Origin of the sequence: Alkalispirillum mobile (assembly GCF_003664325.1) — a bacterium.
GTDB classification, from domain to species: Bacteria; Pseudomonadota; Gammaproteobacteria; order Nitrococcales; family Halorhodospiraceae; genus Alkalilimnicola; species Alkalilimnicola mobilis.
Map to the genome: position 1 here is coordinate 119,361 of NZ_RCDA01000003.1, position 21,021 is coordinate 140,381.

Consider the following 21,021-nt stretch of genomic DNA (forward strand, 5'->3'; position numbering starts at 1 on the left):
GGAGGATGAATGGCTCGCATACTGCGCGTGGCGCTGCCCGTGCCGCTGTACACCTGTTACGACTACCTGCCCCCGCGCGAGGCGTGGCCTGAGCAGGCCGGCCGCGGTTGTCGGGTGCGCGTGCCCTTCGGCCGGGGTCGGCGGGTGGGCGTGGTGGTGGCCGTCACCGAGCACACCGAGGTGCCGCAGCACAAGCTACGCCCGGCCCAGGCCTGGCTGGATGCGGAGCCTCTGCTGGACGCGCCCCTGATGGCGCTGCTGGAGTGGGCGGCCCGCTACTACCACCACCCGCTGGGCGAAGTGCTGGATGCCGCCCTGCCCACCCTGCTGCGCCAGGGCGAGCCGGCCCAGTGGCGGCTGCGCGAGCACTGGTGGGTGACCGAGCAGGGCCGCAACACCGAGCCGGACGCGCTGAACCGGGCCCCCCGCCAGGCTCAGTTGCTGGCCCGCCTGCAGGCCCTGGGCGAGCGCGGCCTGGAGGCGTCAGAGCTGGCGCAGATGCCGGGGCAGGCCCGCCGCGCCGCCCGCGCCCTGGCCGACCGCGGCCTGGCAGTCAGCGCGGAGCAGGCCAGCCCGGAGCTGCTGCAGGGCGAGGGGGTGGAGACGCCGCCGGCCCCGCTGGATGACCAGCAGGCAGTGCTGGACCACTTGCAGGCGGCGGGTGAGGGCTTTCAGCCCATTCTGCTGGAGGGGGTGACCGGCAGCGGCAAGACGGAGGTCTACCTGCGCGCCACGGAGCAGGCCCTGGCCTCGGGCCGGCAGGTGCTCATCCTGGTCCCCGAGATCGGCCTGACGCCGCAATTGCTGCGCCGTTTCCGCCGCCGGCTGGCGGTGCCCATGGCGGTGTTCCACTCGGGGCTCAACGACCGCGAGCGGCTGGACGCCTGGCTGGCGGCCCGCGAGGGCCGCGCGCGGGTGCTCATCGGCACCCGCTCGGCGGTCTTCGCGCCATTGCCCGAGCCGGGACTGATCCTGGTGGACGAGGAGCACGACACCTCTTTCAAGCAGCAGGACGGCTTTCGCTACTCCGCCCGTGACCTGGCGGTGATGCGCGCCCGTCGGCTGGGTGTGCCCGTGTTGCTCGGTACCGCCACCCCCTCGCTGGAGAGCCTGCAGAACGCGCTGGCCGGACGCTACGCCCACCTGCACCTGAAGCACCGCGCCGGCGGGGCGGCCATGCCCTCGTTCCGGGTGCTGGACGTGCGCGGCCGGCCGTTGCGCGAGGGGTTGTCGCCGGCGCTGCAGACCGCCATGGACGCGCACCTGGCCGCCGACGGCCAGGTGCTGCTGTTCCTCAACCGGCGGGGGTTCGCGCCCACGCTGCTCTGCCACGAGTGCGGCTGGGTGGCCGAGTGCCAGCGCTGCGACGCCCGCTACACCTGGCACCGGCGGGCCGGGCGGCTGCGCTGCCACCACTGCGACAGCGAGCAACCGGTGCCCCGGGCCTGCCCGGAGTGCGGCAGCGTGGACCTGCGGGCGGTGGGGCAGGGGACCGAGCGGGTGGAGCAGGTGCTCGCCGAGCTCTACCCCGACGTGCCGGTATTGCGCATTGACCGCGATAGCACTCGCCGGCGCGGCGCCATGGACGCCCTGCTGGCCGAGGCCCACCAGCCGGGCGCGCGCATCCTGCTGGGCACGCAGATGCTGGCCAAGGGGCACCACTTTCCCGATGTGACCCTGGTGGGGGTGCTGGATGCCGACCACGGGCTGTACGGGGCCGACTTCCGGGCGCTGGAGCGCATGGCGCAGTTGCTCATCCAGGTGGCGGGCCGGGCCGGTCGCGCCGAGCGCCCGGGCGAGGTGCTGATCCAGACTCACCACCCGGAGCACCCGCTGCTTCATACCCTGTTGGGGTCCGGCTACGACGCCTTCGCCCGCGCCCACCTGGAGGAGCGTCGCGGTGCCGGCCTGCCACCCTTCGCCGCCATGGCCCTGTTGCGGGCCGAGGCGGTGCAGGCCGGGCACGCCCGCGGTTTTCTGCAGGCGGCTGCGGAGCAGGCCCGGGCGCTGGCCGGGGGCGGCATGCAGGCAGGGGTGATGGTGCTGGGGCCGGTGCCGGCGCCCATGGAGCGGCGGGCCGGACGTTACCGGGCGCAACTGCTGTTGCAGGCGGAGAGCCGCGCCGCCCTGCACCGGTTGCTGGCGCGCTGGGTGCCGGGGCTGGCGGCGCTCCCCACGGCGCGCCAAGCCCGCTGGTCACTGGACGTGGACCCGCAGGACATGTTCTGAGTGGGGCCGCGGCCGGCAGGGGGTGACTATTTGACCGCCGCCTGCAGGGCGCGGCGGATCAGTTCCTCGCTCGGGGTATCGTCGGCATCGGGTACGGCGTTGACCAGGCGGCCGGCCTCGGCGGGCTTGTAGCCCAGGGCTATCAGCGCGCTCACCGCGTCGTCGCGGGCGCTCTGGCCGGCCGCCGGGGTGGCGGGCTGGCTGGTGCCGCCCCGGCCGCTGGCGGTGAGCACACTGCCCTCGGCCCCGGGCAGCAGCCCGTCCAGCCGGTCGCGCAGTTCCACCATCAGCCGCTGGGCGGTCTTCTTGCCCACCCCGGGCAGGCGGGTCAGGGTGGCCACGTCCTCCTGTTCGATACAGCGCTGCAGGCCCTCGGCGTTCATCCCCGACAGCAGGGCCAGGGCAAGCTTGGGCCCGACGCCGCTGATACGGATCAGGACCCGGAACAGGTCGCGCTCCGAGCGACTGGCAAAGCCGTACAGTGCCTGGCCGTCGTCGCGCACTGCCAGGTGGGTCCAGAGGGTGACCGGCTGGTCGCCGGCGGGCAGGGCGTAGAAGGTGGACATGGGCGCCTCCAGCTCGTAGCCCACGCCGCCCACGTCCAGCAGCAGGGCCGGCGGGTGGCGCTCCGCCACGGTGCCGTGCAGCCGCCCGATCACGCCCCGGCCCTCGTCAGTCGCGCGCGCACATCCGCCTGGTGCAGGTGGCACATGGCGGCGGCCAGGGCGTCGCCCGCGTCCTCCGCCGGGGTGGTGTCCAGGCGCAGCAGCATGCGCACCATGTAGCCCACCTGGGCCTTGCCGGCCCGGCCGTGGCCCACCAGCGCCTGCTTGATCTCCCCCGGGGTGTACTCGGCCACCGGCAGCCCCGCGTTGACACAGGCGCAGATGGCCGCGCCCCGGGCCTGGCCCAGTTTCAGGGCCGAGTCGGGGTTGCGGCTGACAAAGACCTGCTCCACCACGGCGGCCTCCGGCCGGTGTTCGGCGATCACTTCGGTGAGGGCCCGGTAGAGCACCCGCAGCCGCTCAGGGAAGGCCCCGGTGGGCAGGCGCAGGCAGCCGCTGGCGATGTGGCGCAGCTGGTTGCCGCTGCCTTCCACCACGCCGAAGCCGGTGATGCGCGAGCCGGGGTCGATGCCGAGGATGCGGGGCATCAGTCGGCGTAGGCCTCTTCGGCGATATCGGCGTTGGTGTAGACGTTCTGCACGTCGTCCAGGTCTTCCAGCATGTCGATCAGTTTGGCCGTGCGGGTGGCGTCGTCGCCGTCCACCGCCACCATGACGTCCGGCCGCATGGTCACGTCGGACTCCGCCGGTTCCAGGCCGGCCGCCACCAGGGCGTCGCGCACCTGGCGGTACTCGTCCGGGGTGGTCAGCACCTCCAGCGAGTCGTCCTCGTGGTGGACAATGTCCTCGGCACCGGCTTCCAGGGCCGCCTCCATCAGCCGGTCCTCGTCGGTGCCGGGGGGGTAGAGCAGCACGCCACGGTGCTGGAACAGGTAGCTGACCGAGCCGTCCGTGCCCAGATTGCCGCCGCACTTGGTGAAGGCGTGGCGCACCTCGGAGACGGTGCGGTTACGGTTGTCGGTCATGCAGTCGACCATGATCGCCGCGCCGGAGGGGCCGTAGCCTTCGTAGCGCAGCTCCACGTATTCGATGCTCTCGTCCAGCCCGGCGCCGCGCTTGATGGCGCGCTCAACGTTATCCTTGGGCATGTTCTGGGCGAAGGCCCGGTCGATGGCCAGGCGCAGCCGCGGGTTGCTGTCGGGGTCCGGGCCGCCCATGCGGGCCGCCACGGTGATCTCCTTGATGTGCTTGGTGAAGATCTTGCCCCGCTTGGCGTCCTGCGCCTTCTTGCGGTGCTGGATGTTGGACCACTTGCTGTGTCCTGCCATAGCCCTCGTCCGTTGCGTTGCCGGTGATGGCGGGGATTCTATCATCCCCGTTGGGGCGTGGCCGCCGGGTCAGTCGAGAAAGTCGGACAACGGGCGGCTGCTGGTACTGCCCAGGCAATGACCGTGCTCTGCCAGCCAGCGCCCGGCGGCCTCCCGCCCCGCGTCACGCAGGTGGCTGAGGAAGGTCCAGTCCGCATTCAGGTGGCTGGCGGGGCCGAGGCCGAGCAGGTCGGCATCGCCGGTGAGGTGGTGGAAGCGTAGTCGGGCGATACGGCGGCGCAGCGGGGCGGGGGACCATTGCGCGAACGGGCCGCAGTCGGCCTGCTGCAGGGCCAGCCAGTGCAACTCCCGGTACAGGTGGGTGCTGAAGCTGAGCTCCCGCGACCGGCGCAGGATGTCACCCGGTTGCCGCGGCGGACCGGCCTCCGCCCGCTGGGGCATCAGCTGGATCAGGAAGAGGTCGTCCGCCGTGGGGTGGGTAAGCAGGGGGTGCAGGGCCGGGTTGGCCGCGAAGCCGCCATCCCAGTAGTGGTGGTCGCCGTGCTGCACCGCGTGGAACAGGGTGGGCAGGCAGGCTGAGGCGAGCAGGGCTGATACGTCCACCTCTCGACCGGCGAAGATGCGCAGGCGCCCGGTTTCCACCTCGGTGGCGGCGACGAACAGCGGCGGTGCCTCCGGTGCGGCGAGCGCCTCCCAGTCCAGGCACTCCGTCAGCAGCTCCCGCAGCGGATTGATGCCGGTGGGGTTGAACTGGTAGGGCGAGGCGACCCGGGTGACGGCCTGAAAGGCCCGGTAGTGAACGGACCAGTCCTGGTTCCAGCCCTGGAGCAGGTAGTCCGCTGGCGAGGGCTGCACCGGGCTGCCCAGCGCGCTGATCCGGCGCCAAAGGTCCGCGAGCGTGCCGCGGGCGCCATCGGCCCCGCCCCGGGCCCAACCGGAGGCCAGGGCGGCGGCGTTCATGGCCCCGGCGCTGGTGCCGCTGAGGCCGCCGGGCTGCACGCCGGCCTCCAGCAGACGGTCGAGCACACCCCAGGTGAAGGCGCCGTGGGCACCGCCCCCCTGCAGCGCCAAGGCCAATGGCTGGTTCAGGGACATGATGGTCTGCTACCCCTCTGCCGCGCTGGCCGGCCGCTCCACGGTCGGCTGTGATAGGCTTCTCGCAAGTGCTGCCGCTGTCACTCTGCAGTGTACCCGCACCGGATGCCAAGTGAGGAATGGACCCCATGAGTCAGCCAATCCCGCCCGCCTTCCTGCGCAACCTCAAGCCCCTGGACATGCTGGACGCCGCCGACCTGGAGATGCTCGCTGAACAGGGGCGGGTCGAGGCGGTGGCTGAGCGCAGCGTGATCTTCCGCAAGGACAGTGACGATCACTGGCTGCGCTATCTGCTGGCGGGGGAGGTGGTCCTCGCCCGGGCGCCAGGGGAGGCGCGCACCCTGGTGGCCACCGGCCGGGAGGATGTGCCCGACGAGCCGCTGGCCTGGGAGCCGCCCTGGCCCTGCACCGCCGTGGCGCGCACCGATGCCCGACTGCTGCTGTTGCCCCGCGAGACCGTGCAGGCCTGCGTGGATGCCGTTCGTCCCGCGGATTACGCGGTCGAGGACCTGAGCGAGGGGGGCGCGGTGGCCGACCGGGTGTTTGCCGAGGTGGCCCAGGATCTGCTGCACGACCGGCTGGAGTTGCCCACGATGCCCGATCTGGCTATCCGGGTGCGGGAGGCGATCGCCGACCCGGATGCGGACAGCACCGCCGTGGCACGTATCCTCCAGGCCGACCCGGTGGTGGTCACCCGGCTCATCAAGGTGGCCAATAGCGCCATGTTCTCCTCCCGCAGCGGCGTGGACACCTTGACCGGCGCGATCGTGCGGCTGGGCCTGGAGAACGTCCGGCATATCGTCATCGCGGTCACCCTGCGCGAGGTGTTCCGTGCCCGCCACCCGCTGCTGCAGGCACGCATGGCGCAGCTCTGGGAGCACAGCGCGCGGGTGGCGGCGGTGGCGGCGTTGCTGGGCGGACACCTCCCCCGTTTCGTCCCCGAGCGGGCGTTGCTCGGCGGTCTGCTCCACAGCATTGGCGGCATCCCGCTGCTCACTCACCTGGACCGGCTCGACGGCGGGGCGATCGACGAGGCCCAGGTGGAGGCCCTGCTACACGAGTACGCCGGCCAGCTCGGCGGGATGATCCTGCGTAACTGGAACTTCCCGGAAGCTATCTGTGAGGTGCCCGCTGTTGTCTGGTCCGGCCAGGGTGGGCACGCCGGCAATGCGGGGGCCGGTTACCCGGCGCTGATCCTGGTGGCCGACGCGTTGGCCCGCGCCCTGGAAGAGCAGGCGGCGTGGGACGCCGTGGCCGGCGGCCCGGCCTGGGTCGAGTTGGGCATGGATCGGCTGCTGGCCACCAACCCGGCACTGCTGGACGAGGCGCGCGAGGAGATTGAGCGGCTGAAGGGCGTGCTGGGGGGCTGATGCCTCAGCTCCCCGCTTCCACATCTTCGAGTGCCTGCGCCCGCAGCTCCCGGCGCAGCACCTTGCCCACCGTGCTCGTGGGCAGGCTTTCGCGAAAAAAGACCCGACGCGGGAGCTTGTAGCGGGTCAGCCGCTGGTTGAGGAAGTCGCGCAGGGTGGTCTCGTCCGGCGCCTCGCCCGCCGGGTCGCAGACCACATACGCCACTACCTGCTCGCCGCCGGCCTCACCGTCCGCCGGCGCGCCGACCACGGCCGCCATCAGCACCGCCGGGTGCTCCAGCAGGGCCTCTTCCACCTCCTGCGGGAAGACGTTGAAGCCGCCCACGTCGATCATGTCCTTCTTGCGGTCCACAATGCGCAGGTAGCCCTGTTGGTCCATGACGCCGATATCCCCGGTGTGGAACCACCCGCCACGCAGGGCGTGCTCGCTCTCCCGCGGTTGATGCCAGTAGCCGTCGAAGACCTGGGGGCCGCGCACCACCACCTCGCCCCGCTCGCCGGGGGGTACGGGCTGGTCGGCATCGTCCACGATGCGCACGTCCGTGCCGGGCACCGGCAGGCCCACAGTGCCCAGGCGCGACTCACCCGCTGGGGGGTTCACGGCGACCACGGGGGCCGTCTCGGTGAGTCCATAGCCCTCCAGCACCCGGCTGTGGGTGGTGGTCTGCCAGTCCTCCGCCACCCGCCGGCTCAGGGCGGTCCCGCCGGCGATGGTCAGGTCCAGCCGCGGCGGCGGCGTCTCCCGGAACCAGTCGGCCTGGCACAGCCCGTGGAGCAGCAGGTTCACCCCGGAAAACTTGGTCACCGGGAAGCGGGCGAACGCCTTGCGGAGCCTGTCCACCGGGCGGGGCGAGGGGCAGAGCACGTTGTGGCTGCCCTGGCGGTGGAAGAACAGCAGGTTAAAGGTGAAGGCGAAGATGTGGTAGAGCGGCAGCGCGGTGAGTACGGTATCCTCCCGTCCGCGCAGGGCCGGGCCCGCCACCGCCTCCACCTGGGCGATGTTGGCCAGCAGGTGCCTGTGGCGCAGCACCGCCCCCTTGGCGCGGCCGGTGGTGCCGCCGGTGTACTGCAGGAGCGCGATATCGTCAGTGGCCGGCGTGGGTGGCGTAAACCGCCCGAGCCGGGTGGTTCCGGCGTCCAGCGCACGGCGCAGCGCCACGGTGTCGGCCGGCGCGGCCGGGCACTCACCGCGCCAGCGCAGCGCGCCCTGGATCAGCCATCGTACGGGGGGCGGGAAAAAGTCGGCCACCGAGGCGACCACCACCTGCTCGACGCGGGTATCCGGCAAGGCCTGGGGCAGCTTGTCCGCGAATAGGTCGACGATGACCAGTACGCGCGCACCGCTGTCCTGCAGCTGATGCCGCATCTCGTGGGCCGTGTAGAGGGGGTTCATATTGACCAGCGGCGTGCCGGCCTTCAGGGCGCCAAAGGCGCAGACCGGGAAGGCCAGGCAGTTCGGCATCTGCAGTGCCACCGGGTCCCCCGGCTGCAGGCCGGCCTCGCCCAGCAGCCAGGCCATGAAGGCCTCGGACAGCCGGTCAGTGGTGTCGTAGTCCAGGCTGGCGTTCAGTCCGTTGTCCAGGCAGGTGGTGAAGGCGGTGTATTCAGCGTGGCGGTGGCTGCTCTGGCGCAACATCTCCGCCAGGCTGCTCTCCGGCAGCGGCTGGAAGGCCGGATCGACGCCCTCACCGTAGGCGGCTTGCCAGGGCTGTCGGTCATAGAATGACTGCGCTGTTGGCACGGTGCTGGCGATCCCCGGAGGCCGACGGTCCGTGCGCCCGGAATGCCGCTTCCGTCGTGCAGCATCACGGTGGACCGGAGACATTGGTGCTTTACTTTTCAGGAGCATAGCAGGACACGCCCATGCCCGCGTATTACCCGATGCCCTATCTGGCCGATGGCACCCGCCTGTTGCGGGCGGTGGGCCATGAGCCCTGGTGCCAGTGGTTGGACAGCGGGTGGCCCGCCGCTTCCGGTGGCCGGTACGACATCCTGGTGATGCGGCCGCGGACCACGCTGGAGTCCGAAGGGGGCACCACCCGGATCACGACAGGGGGGCGCACGGCCGCCAGTGAGGATGACCCGCTGGCCCTGCTGCAGCAGCAGCTGGATGCCCGGCGCGAGGCGGTCGGGGCCTCCCGCTGGCCCTTTGCCGGCGGTGCGGTGGGCTACTTCAGCTACGACCTGGGCCGTCGGCTGCACGGCCTGCCGGTGCGCGCCGGGGCGGGCCCGGAGATGCGGGTCGGGCTTTACGACTGGGCGCTGGTCACCGATCACCACCAGCGGTTGAGTGCGGTGCTCGGCGAGATCGACCCGCAAACACTGCTCTGGCTGCGCGAGCGCCTGTTCGCCTGCCAGGGCACGGCCCTGCCTGCCTTTCGCCTGAGCGGAGGGATTACCCGGGTGCCCGACGCCGAGGCCTACGGCCAGGCGTTCCGCCGGGTGCAGCACTACCTGCACGCCGGTGACTGCTACCAGGTGAACCTGGCCCGCCGTCTCAGTGCGCCTTTCCGGGGGGATCCGCTGGGGGCCTGGCTGCGGATGCGTGAGCGCGCGCCCGGCCCGTTCGGGGCGTGGCAGAGCTTTCCCGGCCAGCAGGTGCTCAGCATCTCACCGGAGCGCTTTCTGCGGCTGGAAGACGGCGAAGTGGACACCCGGCCCATCAAGGGCACGCGCCGGCGCGGCGGGTCGCCCCAGCTGGACCGGCGGCTGGCCGAGGCCCTGCAGCAAAGCGCCAAGGACCGGGCCGAGAACGTGATGATCGTGGACCTGCTGCGCAACGACATCGGCCAGGTGTGCGAAACCGGGTCGGTCCGGGTGCCGTTGCTCTGCCGGCTGGAGACCTATCCCGCCGTGCACCACCTGGTCAGCTACGTGACCGGGCGGCTCGCCCGCGGGCGCACCGCCACCGACCTGCTGCGTGCGTGCCTGCCCGGGGGGTCCATCACCGGGGCGCCCAAGCGCCGGGCCATGGAGATTATCGACGAGCTGGAGCCGGGGCCGCGCGGGGTGTATTGCGGCGCCATCGGCTACATCGGCTGGGATGGCAACATGGACACCAATATCGCCATCCGGACGGCCGTCTGCGATAACGGTGAAATCCGCTACTGGGCCGGCGGGGGCGTGGTGGTCGACTCGCAGGAGGAGGCGGAGCTGCGGGAGACGGTGGACAAGGCCCTGCCGTTTCTGGCGCTGACCGACGGGGACTGCCCCTAGTCGTCAGGCCAGCAACTCGGCGAAGCTGGCCAGTTGCTCCGTTTCGCGTCGGCAATGCTGGGCCTCGCGGGTTAGCAATGAGGGGTCCAGTTGTTGGTAGAGCGGGTGGTCCTCCGCCAGCTCAAAGCCGGCCTCGTGCCACTCGGCGGCGTGGCGCACCAGCTGGACCAGCTCGGCGTGCTCCCCGCGGTAGTGAGCGGAGTGGAAGTGGGCGGCCGCGGTTATCACCGGTGCCGGCAATTCCCAGGCCTTGAGGAGCATGCCGCCGGCCTCACCGTGGTCGCAGCCCAACTCCGCGCGGGTGAGCGCGAGTAAGGACCCCTCTGGCTGGCGGCCATGCTCGGTAAGGATGCGGTGCATGGTCTCGGGGAAGAAATGCACCAGCAGCAACAGGCCGATGTTGTGCAGCAGCCCCGAGATGTAGGCCGCCTCGCCCGCCTCCTCCGGCGCCAGCCAGGGGGCCAGCCGGGAGGCGGTGTAGCTGGTGGCGATCGCGTCGTGCCAGTAGCGCGGGGCGCTGAAGGCCGGGCAACGGCTCGGGTCGAACAGTTTGTTGAGCAGCACCGAGGCGGCCAGCACCCGCACCCGAACCAGCCCCAGCCTCATGATGGCGTGCTCGATGGAATAGAGAGGCTGCTGGCTGGCGAAAAAGGCGGAGTTGGCCATGGCGACCACCCGTGCTGACAGCCCCGGCTCCCGTGCCAGCTTGTCAGACACCTCGCGGATATCCGGTTCGCTGCGGTTGGCGGCGAGCAGGATGTCGTGCGCCACGTAGGGCAGCGGCGGCAGCGTGTCCTGGCCCTGTAATGTGTCCAGCGCGGACTTGCTCATGCGGGGGCATCTCTTTCGGGTGGTCGGCTCATGCTGCGGTCCGGCATGCCGGCTTGACAGCCTCGGCCCTGCACAATACTGTGAAATCCATAAGTCTATGGTGCGGCGCGGCAATGGCATTGGTGAGCTCCCCCGCCGCTTCGGGTCAGTATACCGTAGTTACCCACCCGCATGATCCCGTCCGGAGTAATCCAGCATGAGTGAAACCCGCGTCATCAAGAAGTACCCCAACCGCCGTCTCTACGATACCGCCATCAGCAGTTACATCACCCTGGCGGACGTCAAGGGGCTGGTGCTTGATGGTGTGGATTTCCAGGTGGTTGACGCCAAGACCCGGCAGAACATCACCCGCAGCATCCTGCTGCAGATCATCTCCGAAGAGGAGGAGGGCGGCGAGCCCATTTTCAGCAGCGAACTGCTGGCCCAGCTGATCCGCGCCTACGGTGGCAACATGCAGAACGTGCTGACCAGCTACCTCGAGAAAAGCCTTGAGCTGTGGTTCGACCAGCAGCGCATGCTCCAGGAGCGCACCCGGACATTCATGGACCACAGCCCCATGAATGTGCTCACCCAGTTCGCCGAGCGCAATCTGTCCATGTGGCAGGCCATGAGCGGGCTGGAGCCGCACGGGCCGGGTGAGGGGGATGAGCAGGAAGCGCCGCAGCAGGGCAAGGGCAAGAGCGGGCCGGAAGGCGACAAGAACAAGCCCGGCGGTCAGTCCGGCCGCCGCAAGAGCTGAGGCGCCCGTCACAATAACGACCTGAATACCCGATCACCTGGTTGACACCCGGGGGATTCCCCCATAGTATCGCCTCACATTAGCGATTGTGCGCCGCAACACCGAGGCCTTGTCCTTTCCGGTCACACCGCTTTCGGGTGGGTTTGAGCGCGCCCACCCCCATTTTCTGATCTAAGAGGGGAACTGTCATGGCAGAGCGCGTGGCACTTGTAACTGGCGGAAACGGCGGTATCGGCACCGAGATCTGTCGGCAACTGGGTCAGTCCGGTTACCGGGTCATCACCACCTGCCTGGACGCCGAGAAGGAGAACCTGGCCGGCTGGCAGGCGGAACTGAGCGCCGAGGGCGTGGACGCGGCGTACGTGGAGTGCGACGTGGCGGACTTCGCCAGCTGCGAGCGTATGGCGCGCCAGGTGGAAGAGGCCCACGGTCCGGTGGACGTGCTGGTCAACGTGGCCGGCATCACCAAGGACACCTTCCTCCACAAGATGGATGCCGAGGCCTGGAACGCGGTCATCAACGTCAACCTGAACAGCGTGTTCAACGTGACCCGGCAGTTCGTCGCCGGCATGCGCGAGCGCGGGTTCGGCCGCGTGATCAACATCTCCTCGGTGAATGGCCAGACCGGCCAGTTCGGCCAGGCCAACTACTCGGCGGCCAAGGCCGGCATGCACGGCTTCACCATGGCCCTGGCCAAGGAAGGGGCGCGCAAAGGTGTCACCGTCAACACGGTGTCCCCCGGTTACATCGCCACTTCCATGACGGCGGCCATGCCCGATGACGTGCGCGAGGCGATCGTCGGCCAGGTGCCCGCCGGCCGCATGGGTGAGCCCGGTGAGATTGCCCGGGTGGTGCGTTTCCTGGCCGCGGATGACTCCGGTTACATCACCGGTGCGAATATCCCGGTGAACGGCGGATTGTTCTGCAGCTTCTGATTCTGATCGCGTAGGGCGCAGGGCACCGCCGCATCAGGTCGTGCCCTGCGGAACCTCGATCAGCGGGATCGGTCAAACCAATTGACCTGGCGTTGACAAACTGAATGGCTGGTCATAGAATGTTGCACAGCAACATCGGACAGGCAAAAAATTAGGGAGCGGTGGCGGCTCCCCGGCGGTAAGTAGGCGCTGTTATGGCCCGTTCGATGACAGGCGGCTTGTTGTAACGCCTTGGCAAGGACTGCTTTTTATAGTTGTTAGTCGGTCTCCTCCTGGCGGCGCGTATCCTAGGTAAACGTCGCCTTCCTCTTGCCCCCTCTCTCATGAGGGGGTTTTTTTTGTCCTGCTTTTACGCCGACTGGGTCGCTCTGCGGCAATTTGTCCCAACGGCGTAATGTGGGCCATTGTAGTTAGGTCGACAGACATGGCAAGCACTTTCGTTGACGCGCCGCATCATGAGTGCTCCGTCATAAGGGACTGTCCTGCCGAAATTTTCCCCATCCTGACGCTTGGTTTATCGCCGCGCTGGCGAGGGCAGGGGCTGGGCCAGCCACTGCCAGAGCCGCTGGTGCAGGCCCTGGCGCGCCTTTCGACTCAGCATGACCCCCAGGTGGCCGCCGGGGATCGCCTCTTCCTGGTAGTCCACGGCGGCCGGTAGCAGTCGGGCCAGTGCTGCGGCAGCGGCGGCCGGTACCAAATGGTCCCGGGTTGCGTAGGCGTTGTAGACGGGGTGGTGCAGGCGCGAGAGGTCCACCGGTCGTTCGCCAATCCGCAGCCGGCCCCGGGTCAAGGCGTTGTCCTGGTAAAACGCGCGCACGAACTCCAGGAAGACCTGCCCGCCCAGGTCGGGGCTGTCGTACATCCAGCGCTCCATGCGCAGGAACTCCCGCAGCGCGTCGGGCCGTGCCCGCAGCTGCGGCAGCTGCTCAAGATAACGGCGCGAGAGCAACTCCGCCGGTTTCAGGCTGATGAAGACCAAGTTGAGCAGGTCGGCGGGAATGTTGCCCAGGGTTTCCACCGCCAGGTCCAGCTGGAGGTCGCGGGCCAGCCCGCTCAGGGTGTCCTCCGGGGTGTGGAAGTCCACCGGTGTGGCCAGTGTGGCAATGCGACCCACCCGCGCCGGCTCAAGGGCCGCATAGCAGAGGGCGAAGGTGCCCCCCTGGCAGACCCCCAGCAGGTCCACAGGCTGCCCCTGGTAGCGCTTGCTGAGCTCGACGATGGCCTGGTGCAGGGTGTCGTTCAGGTAATCATCGAGGCCGAGAAAACGGTCCGCGGGCTCCGGGCGGCCCCAGTCCAGCAGGTAAACGGGTAGGCCGGCGTCACGGGCGCTGCGGATCATCGAGCGCTGCGGGGAGAGATCCAGCAGGTAGGGTCGGTTGACCAACGAGTAGAGGACCAGCAGGGGGCGTTTGCCGGTGGTCGGTGCGCTGCCCTCCGGCTCCGAGGGATAGTGGTACAGAGTGGCCGGTGGCAGTTCTCGCACCACCTGGCGCGGGGTCTCGCCCACGGGGACTGGCTGCAACGCCGCGCATTCGCGAAGGGCGGCCTTCAGGGCCTCTTGGTTTGGGTGTGGCCCCTGACTGCCCGGGGAGTCAGCAGCGGTCACGCGCCACGCCCCCCTTGGCTCTGCTGTTCCGAGGCCGCCTTCAGCCGGCGCACCTCTTCACGCAGGCTGCGGACCTCGTCCCGCAGACCGGCCACGTCTGCGTCCATCTCGGTGGCGAGCGCGCGGTGCGCCCGGCGTAGCTCGTGCAAGCGCCTCTGGGTGCTCTGCAGGCCGCGGCGTGTGGGCAGGTCCAGCAGCCCCAGCCAATGGTCAAGGTGGGTCTGCAGCGATCGGGTGTAGGCCAGACCGGCGTTGCTCACCGAGGCGAAGGCCTGTCGGTATGCCGTGGTGGCGATACGTGCTTCCCAGGCCTGCTCGGCCGCCTCCAGGTAGCGCGCTTCCAGCTGGTGCAGGTCGATAGCTTCGAGGGGCGTTGTGGCCAGGTTGTCCACCAGCCGGTCCAGGGCCTCCAGGGCCGACTGGCGGACCTGCTTCGTGTAGTCGGCCAGGGCGGCCTGGTAGTCCAGTCCGGCCTCGATGAGTTGCTGTTGCCGGGCCTGCTGCTCATGCCACGGGCCCAGGCGGGCGCTCACCAGGTCCAGCCAGGGCCGAAGCCAGGCGGGCGGTGGGCTGGCATCGTCTGGCCCACCCGGCTGCATGGCCTGGTGCAGGGGGCGGGCCCAGTCCAGGGTGCGGGTGAACTGCTGGAAGGTCTGGTCCAGCTGGGCCCGGAGCGGCGCCAGGGCCTGGTGCATTGCGGCGGGGTCGGGGGTGCGCTCCCGGGCGGCCGCCTCGCGAACGACTTCGAGCAGCGGGGCGAGCTGCTGGCCGATCAGCAACTCATTGGTAGTGGTCCAGAACGCACGGAAGGGGCCCCGGACGGCATCCGTCCAGGCGCGCCATTCGTTTCCGGTTTGATCCCCGTGTTCAGACACTTTGCCCACATCCCCTGTTATGCGGCACCAGTCTACCACCCCTGCGGCACGGGGTAAGGGCGGCGGGTGGATAACAGGCTAGCGGTCGGCGGCCTGGCGCTGCCAATCGCTCTGCAGGGCTGCAGCGCGGGATTGCTGGTAGTGATCCGCTTCCGGGTGGCGTTCCACCTCGCGCAACTGCCCCAGGGCGCTGCTCAGGTCCCCCAGCTGGTGGTAATAGCGGGCCATCGCCAGGTGGGCGTCCACCGGTCGGCCGGCCTCGCTGGCGGCCTCGGCCAGACGGCGTTTCAGCTCCGGGTGGCCGGGGTGGCTGCGCACGGCGCGGGTGAGCACCTGCCGCGCCTCGCCGGGGCGGTCAGCGGCCATCAGCGCCTCCGCCCGGTAGGTTGGAATGGCCCGGTTGCCGGGGAACAACTCCTGGGCCTGTTCGTAGGTCTTGATGGCGGCCTCCAGTTCGCCAGCCTCTTGGCGCAGGCGCCCCATTGCCAGGTGCCAGGCCGGTTGGCTCCCCAGGGTTTCCTCCAACTGCTCCAGCAGGGCTTCGGCCTCATCGAACTGGCGGTCTCGGATCAATGCCAGCGCCAGCCCGTAACGGGCCCCCTCCTGCTCCGCGCCCCCGGTCTGTTCCGTCCGGGCGCGGAACTGCTCCACGGCCTCCCGGGCGTCGTTGATTGCCTGGACGCGCAGGCGCGCCTGGATCAGGTGGAACTGGCCGCTCTCCAGTGGCTCTCCCGTTTCGTATGCCTCGGCGCGGGCGCGGGACTCGGAGACGCGGTTTTCGGTCAACGGGTGGGTGCTGAGGTACTCGGGCGCGCGTTCGCGGTAGCGGCTGGCCTCCAGCAGGCGCTCAAAGAAGCCGGGCATGCCTTGTGGGTCCAGCCCGGAACGCGCGAGGATGCGCAGACCGACCCGGTCGGCCTCGCGCTCGAAGGCGCGGGAGTAATTGAGCTGCTGTTGCAGGGTGCCACCCAGGCCGGCCATGGCCGCGGCGCTGCCCGCCTGTGGGTCGTAGGCGCCGATCAACACGGCGGCCAGCAGGCTCGCCGCGGTCTGCAGGTTCAGGCGCCGGGCTGTGGCATAGTGGCGGGCGATATGGCGCTGGGTGACGTGGGCGATCTCGTGCGCCATTACGGCGGCGAGCTCGCTCTCGGTGCGGGCGGCGTCGATCAGGCCGGTGTTGATGCCGATATAGCCGCCGGGCATCGCGAAGGCGTTGATATTGTCGTCTTCGACCAGGAAGAACGTGTATTGCAGCCCCGGCATATCGCTGTGGGCCGCGAGCCGCTGGCCGAGCTCCTCGACGTAAGCGGTGAGCTCCGGGTCGTCGGAGAGCGGGATGTGGCGGCGCAACTGGCGCATCAACTCATCGCCGATCTCCTGCTCCTCGGCCTGGGACAGCGCCTGGGAGGCCGGGTCGCCGAGGTCGGGCAGGCGCAGGTCATCGCCCGCCTTCGCCGGGCTGAAGCTGACGAGCAGCACTATCACCGCGAGCAGGGCGACGAATGGGTACAGCAGGGGCGTGCGTATCTTCATGGTCACGGCGTTAAGACCCCGGGGGATGGGATGGGGTTCCACTGCCCGGACAGGTTACCGCCCAGCCGGTTTACTGGCTATGATTGAGGCCGGTGGCCGGCGTCTGACGGGCCCGGATATTCAAGATTCCGCAGGACGGACATGCGACTGATCAGAGACTGGTTTTCCCGGACTTTTAACGACCCCCAGGTGGTGGTGCTGGGGGTGGTGCTGCTGTTGGGCTTCGGTGTGGTGCTCTTCATGGGCAACATGCTGGCGCCGGTGTTGGCGAGCCTGGTGCTGGCCTACCTGCTGGAGGGGTTTGTCCGCTACCTGGAGCGGTGGCGGGTGCCGCGCCTGGCTGCGGTTACGGTGGTGTTCCTGGCCTTCACCGCCTTCCTGTTTGCGCTCTTCCTGATCCTCTTTCCGGTGCTCTATCGCCAGCTGGTGCAGCTGGTGGAGCAGCTGCCCGCCATCCTCGCCCAGGGGCAGTCGGTGCTGCTGCAGTTGCCGGAGCACTACCCGCAACTGTTCAGTGAGGCGCAGATGCGCGAGATCATCAACGGGCTGCGCCGGGAGTTGGTGGACTGGGCACAACGCATTGTCACGTCATTCTCTTTTCAGTCCGTGGTGGTGGTGATCACACTGCTGGTCTACATGGTGCTGGTGCCGTTCATGGTGTTCTTCTTTTTGAAGGACAAGCGGCTGATGCTGCAGTGGCTGAGTGACCACTTGCCCCGGGAGCGGGGACTGGCCTCGGAGGTGTGGCGCGAGGTGGATCTGCAGATCGGCAACTATGTGCGCGGCAAGTTCGTCGAGATCCTCATCGTCTGGGCAGTGACCTTCATTACGTTCTCGTTGTTCGGCCTGCAGTTCGCGATGCTGCTGGCGGTCATGGTCGGGCTATCGGTGATCGTGCCCTACGTGGGGGCGGCGGTGGTGACCTTGCCGGTGGCGATCATTGCCTATTTTCAGTGGGGGCTGAGCCCGGAGTTCGCCTGGCTGATGGTGGCCTATTTCGTCATCCAGGCGCTGGACGGGAACGTGCTGGTGCCGCTGCTCTTCTCTGAAGCGGTCAACCTGCACCCGGTGGCAATCATCGTCGCCATCCTGGTCTTCGGCGGCCTCTGGGGCTTCTGGGGGGTGTTCTTCGCCATCCCGCTGGCCACGCTGATCCAGGCGGTGATCAAGGCCTGGCCCCGCACCGCCCAGACGGCGGTGGACAGGGCCTGAGCCGCGTCGGCCCAGGCCGCCTCAGAGCGCCTCGTTGGCGAAGTCCGCCAGGCGCGAGCGCTCACCCCGCTGCAGCGTGATGTGGCCACTGTGGGGCCAGTTGCGCAGGCGTTGTACCGCCCAGCTGAGCCCGGAACTGGACTCGGTGAGGTAGGGGGTGTCGATCTGGCCCAGGTTGCCCATGCAGACCACCTTGGTGCCGGGGCCGGCGCGGGTGATCAGGGCCTTCATCTGCTTGGAGGTCAGGTTCTGTGCCTCGTCGAGAATCAGCAGCCGGCGCACGAAGGTCCGGCCGCGCATGAAGCTCAGCGAGCGCAGCTTGATGCGCGAGTGGATCAGGTCCGCCGTGGCCGCCCGTCCCCACTCTCCGCCGCTCTCCGGCTGGCCGAGCACTTCCAGGTTGTCCGCCAGCGCGCCCATCCAGGGGGTCATCTTCTCCTCCTCCGAGCCGGGCAGGTAGCCGATATCCTCGCCGATGGCGATGGTCGCCCGGGTCATGATGATCTCCGCGAAGCGGTTCTGCTCCAGGGTCTGTTCCAGGCCGGCAGCCAGGGTGAGCAGCGTTTTGCCGGTGCCCGCAGGGCCGAGCAGGCTGACGAAGTCCATTTCCGGGTCCATCAGCAGGTTGAGGGCGAAGTTCTGCTCCTGGTTGCGGGCCTGGATGCCCCAGGGGCCGACCCCGTTGCGGTAGTCCTGCGTGGGCTCTGCCCAGCAGGCGCCAGGCTCGGTGTGGCGTACCACCCCCTCGAAGCCGCTTGCGTCGTGGTGCAGGCACTGCCCGGGGAACCAGCCGGTTTCCGGGGGCAGGGGGATGCGCCAGCCCTCGTGGCCGCTCTCCAGCAGGGTCTCGCGGGCCTCCTCCCACTGTGCATCGGGGATGGTGGCAATGCCGCTGTGGAGCAGGTCCAGGTCCTCGGTGACTCGGTCGCTGCGATAGTCCTCCGCCCGCAGGCCGCTGGCCAGGGCACGGACCCGCAGGTTCACGTCCTTGCTGACCAGGGTGACACGGGTGTGGCGCAACTCCCGGCTGAGCTGGTCAGCGCTGGCCAGGATGCCGGTGTCCCCGGGGCGGTCGTCGGCGTGATGGAACCAGAGCCGGCCGGTGGCGCCCGGGTCGGCACCGGCCAGCGGGACGCCGGCGGTGAGCGCTGCGCGATCGGTGTCGCTCAGCAGCCCGTCCAGGAACCGCGACGCCTGGCGGGCGCTGCGGGCGATATCCGAATGCCCCTGCTTGGCCGCATCCAGCTCCGTGAGCACCGCCATGGGCAGGCAGACCCCGTGCTCCTGGAAGCGGAACAGGGCCGTGGGGTCGTGGATCAGCACCGAAGTGTCCAGCACGTAAAGCCGCTCCGGTGCGCAGGCCGGGTTGATCATCGCTGCAGTCCCTCCCCGGGTGCGCGGTTGGGGTTGTGGCCTCAGGCCAGTGATTTCAGGGTCTCCAGCACTTCCTGGGCGTGCCCCTTGACCTGGACCTTGCGCCACTCCTTGCGCAGGACCCCGTCGGGGTCGATGAGAAAGGTGCTTCGCTCGATGCCGCGCACCTTCTTGCCGTACATGTTTTTGTCCTTCATCACCCCGAACTGCTCGCAGAGGGATTCCTCCGGGTCGGCCAGCAGGGTGTAGGGGAACTCGTGCTTGGCCTTGAAGTTTTCCTGGGTGCGGACCTTGTCACGGGAGGCGCCCAGGATGACGGCCCCCTGCTGGTGGAATTCGTTGTGCAGGTCGCGGAAGTCCTGCCCCTCCAGCGTGCAGCCCGGGGTGTTGGCGCGGGGGTAGAAGAACAGCACCACCCACTGGCCGCGCAGCCCGGACAGGCTGACATCGCTGCCGCCGGTGGCCGCGGTCTGGAAATCCGGGACGGGCTGGTCGATTTGGAGTTCGCTCATGGGGTTGTCCTCTCGGTCAGTGTTTCAAGGGTTCAATCATCGCATCCAGGTTGAGCTGATCACAGAACTCCATGAATTCATCCCGCAGCGTTGCCAGGTGCAGGCTTGCGGGCACGTCCACGGTGATCTGCACGGTCGCCATGCGGGTGCCGGTGTGCTGGGCCTGGTAGCTGGCGGTGGAGAGGTCGCGGATGCTGATCTCCCGCTGGGCGAAGAAGCCGGCCAACTGGCTGACGATGCCCGGCTGGTCAAGGCTGACGACCTCGGCCACGTAGGGCAGGGTCTGCCCGGTGGGTTCCGGGCTCTCCGTGCGTCGTGACTGCAGGACCAGCCCGAGGCGGCGGCCCACGCCGGCCAGGCCCGCCTCCAGGCGCGCCAGCTCGTCCCAGCGACCGGAGACCAGCATCATCACGCCAAACTCGCAGCCCAGCGTGGTCATGCGGCTGTCGAGGATGTTGCAGCCGGTGTCGCCCACGGCCGCGGTCAGGTCGCCGACCAGTCCAGGGCGGTCCTGCCCCAGTGCAGTGATGACCAGCAGGTTGGCGATGGCGTTGTCGTGGCCGGGCATGGGTGGTCCGTCCCTGAGTGGTGTGCCTGGACGCTGGAGTTTAGCATGCGGCCGGGGCGCTATCGGCCGGGAACCCGCGCTATTCTTGTGTCCTGGGGATACCGGCAGTACCATGCTGCCTCATCCCTGATCAGGCTTTTCGGAGGTGGCGATGTTCCATGGCAGCATGGTGGCGATGGTGACGCCCATGCACCCGGATGGGGCGGTCGATGAGGCGTCGCTGGCGCGTCTGGTGGATTTTCACGTGGAGCACGGCACCGATGCCATCGTCGCCGTCGGCACTACCGGTGAGTCCGCCACCCTGGACTATGAAGAGCACTGCCATGTCATGCGCAAGGTGGTGGATGCGGCCCGTGGTCGCATACCGGTTATCGGTGGCACCGGCGCGAACTCCACCTGGGAGGCCATCAAGCTGACCCGCTGCGCGATGGAGGGCGGCTGTGACGCCACGCTGCTGGTAGTGCCCTATTACAACAAGCCCACTCAGGATGGCTTGTACCGCCACTTCGCGGCCATCGCCGACGCCGTGGCCATCCCGCAGATCCTTTACAACGTGCCCGGGCGGACCGCCTGCGACCTGCTGCCCGATACGGTGGATCGCCTGGCCGACATATCCAATATCGTCGGCATCAAGGAGGCCTCGACCATCGAGCGTGTCCATGAGCTGGTCGAGCGCTGCGCGGACCGGCTCGACGTCTTCAGTGGCGAGGATGGACTGAGTCGCGAGGCCGTGTTGGCCGGCGCGAAGGGGGTGATATCGGTCACCGCCAACGTCGCCCCGCAACAGATGCACGACATGGTCGCCGCCGCCCTGCGGGGTGACGGGGAGGAGGCCAGTCGTATCGACGCGCACCTGGCGGCGCTGCACTCGGCCCTGTTCCTCGAGTCCAACCCGATCCCGGTGAAGTGGGCGGTGAGTCAGATGGGGCTGTGTGGCCCCAGCATCCGCTTGCCGTTGACGGAACTCTCCGAACAGCACCATGAAACCGTGCGCCAGGCCATGAAACTGGCCGGCTCGCTCTGAGTCATACAT

The 21,021-nt window shown here is 69.0% G+C and carries 19 protein-coding genes; 7 read left to right on the forward strand and 12 right to left on the reverse strand.

The window, feature by feature from the left end:
- Positions 1-9: 9 nt before the first annotated feature.
- On the forward strand, positions 10-2,229 hold the full coding sequence (locus DFR31_RS10520; RefSeq protein ID WP_121442643.1) for a primosomal protein N': 2,220 nt from the start codon (positions 10-12) through the stop codon (positions 2,227-2,229).
- A gap of 26 nt (positions 2,230-2,255) precedes the next feature.
- Here the strand turns inward: DFR31_RS10520 and ruvA are convergent, their stop codons facing one another.
- The 4 genes from ruvA to DFR31_RS10540 all read right to left on the reverse strand — a co-directional run bounded on the left by ruvA (position 2,256) and on the right by DFR31_RS10540 (position 5,217).
- A complete protein-coding gene (gene ruvA, locus DFR31_RS10525; protein WP_121442644.1) occupies positions 2,256-2,888 on the reverse strand; it encodes a Holliday junction branch migration protein RuvA in 633 nt (210 codons plus the stop codon).
- On the reverse strand, positions 2,885-3,382 hold the full coding sequence (gene ruvC / locus DFR31_RS10530; RefSeq protein WP_121442645.1) for a crossover junction endodeoxyribonuclease RuvC: 498 nt from the start codon (positions 3,380-3,382) through the stop codon (positions 2,885-2,887). Before ruvC ends, ruvA begins: the two co-directional genes overlap by 4 nt.
- Positions 3,382-4,122 carry a YebC/PmpR family DNA-binding transcriptional regulator gene (locus DFR31_RS10535; protein WP_121442646.1) on the reverse strand — a complete coding sequence of 247 codons (741 nt, stop codon included), beginning with the start codon at positions 4,120-4,122 and terminating at the stop codon, positions 3,382-3,384. The genes ruvC and DFR31_RS10535 overlap by 1 nt, the downstream gene beginning before the upstream one ends.
- A 69-nt stretch (positions 4,123-4,191) precedes the next feature.
- Positions 4,192-5,217, reverse strand: a complete 1,026-nt coding sequence (locus DFR31_RS10540; RefSeq protein ID WP_121442647.1) for a patatin-like phospholipase family protein — start codon at positions 5,215-5,217, stop codon at positions 4,192-4,194.
- A 128-nt stretch (positions 5,218-5,345) separates the two neighbouring features.
- On the opposite strand from DFR31_RS10540, the gene DFR31_RS10545 reads away from it, so the two are divergent.
- Positions 5,346-6,587, forward strand: a complete 1,242-nt coding sequence (locus DFR31_RS10545) for an HDOD domain-containing protein (RefSeq protein ID WP_121442648.1) — start codon at positions 5,346-5,348, stop codon at positions 6,585-6,587.
- A gap of 4 nt (positions 6,588-6,591) precedes the next feature.
- Here the strand turns inward: DFR31_RS10545 and DFR31_RS10550 are convergent, their stop codons facing one another.
- Positions 6,592-8,328, reverse strand: a complete 1,737-nt coding sequence (locus DFR31_RS10550) for a long-chain-fatty-acid--CoA ligase (RefSeq protein ID WP_245971166.1) — start codon at positions 8,326-8,328, stop codon at positions 6,592-6,594.
- 122 nt (positions 8,329-8,450) lie between these two features.
- Between DFR31_RS10550 and pabB the strand changes: the two genes are divergently transcribed.
- Positions 8,451-9,803 (forward strand): aminodeoxychorismate synthase component I, encoded by a 1,353-nt coding sequence (gene pabB / locus DFR31_RS10555; RefSeq protein ID WP_121442649.1) that lies wholly within the window; start codon positions 8,451-8,453, stop codon positions 9,801-9,803.
- A 3-nt stretch (positions 9,804-9,806) separates the two neighbouring features.
- On the opposite strand, the gene DFR31_RS10560 is transcribed toward pabB, so the two are convergent.
- Positions 9,807-10,634, reverse strand: coding sequence for an HDOD domain-containing protein (locus DFR31_RS10560; RefSeq protein ID WP_121442650.1), 828 nt, complete (start codon positions 10,632-10,634; stop codon positions 9,807-9,809).
- A gap of 196 nt (positions 10,635-10,830) precedes the next feature.
- Between DFR31_RS10560 and phaR the strand changes: the two genes are divergently transcribed.
- Complete coding sequence (gene phaR, locus DFR31_RS10565) at positions 10,831-11,373, forward strand: polyhydroxyalkanoate synthesis repressor PhaR (protein ID WP_245971167.1); 543 nt, start codon at positions 10,831-10,833, stop codon at positions 11,371-11,373.
- A 188-nt stretch (positions 11,374-11,561) separates the two neighbouring features.
- A complete protein-coding gene (phbB, locus tag DFR31_RS10570; RefSeq protein ID WP_121442651.1) occupies positions 11,562-12,308 on the forward strand; it encodes an acetoacetyl-CoA reductase in 747 nt (248 codons plus the stop codon).
- Between the two features lie 514 nt (positions 12,309-12,822).
- Here the strand turns inward: phbB and DFR31_RS10575 are convergent.
- The 3 genes from DFR31_RS10575 to DFR31_RS14065 form a co-directional block, all read right to left on the reverse strand.
- Positions 12,823-13,815 carry an alpha/beta fold hydrolase gene (locus tag DFR31_RS10575; protein WP_121442652.1) on the reverse strand — a complete coding sequence of 331 codons (993 nt, stop codon included), beginning with the start codon at positions 13,813-13,815 and terminating at the stop codon, positions 12,823-12,825.
- Positions 13,816-13,910: 95 nt separating this feature from the next.
- Positions 13,911-14,789: a poly(R)-hydroxyalkanoic acid synthase subunit PhaE gene (locus DFR31_RS10580; RefSeq protein ID WP_121442653.1), complete on the reverse strand. Its 879-nt coding sequence runs from the start codon at positions 14,787-14,789 to the stop codon at positions 13,911-13,913.
- A gap of 78 nt (positions 14,790-14,867) precedes the next feature.
- On the reverse strand, positions 14,868-16,322 hold the full coding sequence (locus DFR31_RS14065) for a beta-barrel assembly-enhancing protease (RefSeq protein WP_121442654.1): 1,455 nt from the start codon (positions 16,320-16,322) through the stop codon (positions 14,868-14,870).
- A 141-nt stretch (positions 16,323-16,463) separates the two neighbouring features.
- Here DFR31_RS14065 and DFR31_RS10590 point away from each other — a divergent pair, with 141 nt between their 5' ends.
- Positions 16,464-17,534: an AI-2E family transporter gene (locus DFR31_RS10590; protein ID WP_121442655.1), complete on the forward strand. Its 1,071-nt coding sequence runs from the start codon at positions 16,464-16,466 to the stop codon at positions 17,532-17,534.
- A gap of 21 nt (positions 17,535-17,555) precedes the next feature.
- On the opposite strand, the gene DFR31_RS10595 is transcribed toward DFR31_RS10590, so the two are convergent.
- The 3 genes from DFR31_RS10595 to DFR31_RS10605 are packed head-to-tail and all read right to left on the reverse strand — an operon-like array spanning position 17,556 to position 19,988.
- Positions 17,556-18,908, reverse strand: a complete 1,353-nt coding sequence (locus DFR31_RS10595) for a PhoH family protein (RefSeq protein ID WP_121442656.1) — start codon at positions 18,906-18,908, stop codon at positions 17,556-17,558.
- Positions 18,909-18,949: 41 nt separating this feature from the next.
- Positions 18,950-19,420, reverse strand: a complete 471-nt coding sequence (locus tag DFR31_RS10600; RefSeq protein ID WP_121442657.1) for a peroxiredoxin — start codon at positions 19,418-19,420, stop codon at positions 18,950-18,952.
- A gap of 16 nt (positions 19,421-19,436) precedes the next feature.
- Complete coding sequence (locus DFR31_RS10605) at positions 19,437-19,988, reverse strand: glycine cleavage system transcriptional repressor (protein ID WP_121442658.1); 552 nt, start codon at positions 19,986-19,988, stop codon at positions 19,437-19,439.
- 151 nt (positions 19,989-20,139) lie between these two features.
- Between DFR31_RS10605 and dapA the strand changes: the two genes are divergently transcribed.
- Positions 20,140-21,012 carry a 4-hydroxy-tetrahydrodipicolinate synthase gene (dapA, locus tag DFR31_RS10610; protein ID WP_121442659.1) on the forward strand — a complete coding sequence of 291 codons (873 nt, stop codon included), beginning with the start codon at positions 20,140-20,142 and terminating at the stop codon, positions 21,010-21,012.
- Positions 21,013-21,021: the final 9 nt, after the last annotated feature.

Bases quoted from the DNA above. Each gene is read 5' to 3' on its own strand.
- DFR31_RS10600 (WP_121442657.1), bottom strand. From the start codon at position 19,420: ATGAGCGAACTCCAAATCGACCAGCCCGTCCCGGATTTCCAGACCGCG.
- phbB (WP_121442651.1), top strand. From the start codon at position 11,562: ATGGCAGAGCGCGTGGCACTTGTAACTGGCGGAAACGGCGGTATCGGC.
- phaR (WP_245971167.1), top strand. From the start codon at position 10,831: ATGAGTGAAACCCGCGTCATCAAGAAGTACCCCAACCGCCGTCTCTAC.
- DFR31_RS10535 (WP_121442646.1), bottom strand. From the start codon at position 4,122: ATGGCAGGACACAGCAAGTGGTCCAACATCCAGCACCGCAAGAAGGCG.
- pabB (WP_121442649.1), top strand. From the start codon at position 8,451: ATGCCCGCGTATTACCCGATGCCCTATCTGGCCGATGGCACCCGCCTG.
- DFR31_RS10560 (WP_121442650.1), bottom strand. From the start codon at position 10,634: ATGAGCAAGTCCGCGCTGGACACATTACAGGGCCAGGACACGCTGCCG.
- DFR31_RS10605 (WP_121442658.1), bottom strand. From the start codon at position 19,988: ATGCCCGGCCACGACAACGCCATCGCCAACCTGCTGGTCATCACTGCA.
- DFR31_RS10590 (WP_121442655.1), top strand. From the start codon at position 16,464: ATGCGACTGATCAGAGACTGGTTTTCCCGGACTTTTAACGACCCCCAG.
- DFR31_RS10540 (WP_121442647.1), bottom strand. From the start codon at position 5,217: ATGTCCCTGAACCAGCCATTGGCCTTGGCGCTGCAGGGGGGCGGTGCC.
- DFR31_RS14065 (WP_121442654.1), bottom strand. From the start codon at position 16,322: ATGAAGATACGCACGCCCCTGCTGTACCCATTCGTCGCCCTGCTCGCG.
- dapA (WP_121442659.1), top strand. From the start codon at position 20,140: ATGTTCCATGGCAGCATGGTGGCGATGGTGACGCCCATGCACCCGGAT.
- DFR31_RS10595 (WP_121442656.1), bottom strand. From the start codon at position 18,908: ATGATCAACCCGGCCTGCGCACCGGAGCGGCTTTACGTGCTGGACACT.
- ruvC (WP_121442645.1), bottom strand. From the start codon at position 3,382: ATGCCCCGCATCCTCGGCATCGACCCCGGCTCGCGCATCACCGGCTTC.
- DFR31_RS10545 (WP_121442648.1), top strand. From the start codon at position 5,346: ATGAGTCAGCCAATCCCGCCCGCCTTCCTGCGCAACCTCAAGCCCCTG.
- DFR31_RS10520 (WP_121442643.1), top strand. From the start codon at position 10: ATGGCTCGCATACTGCGCGTGGCGCTGCCCGTGCCGCTGTACACCTGT.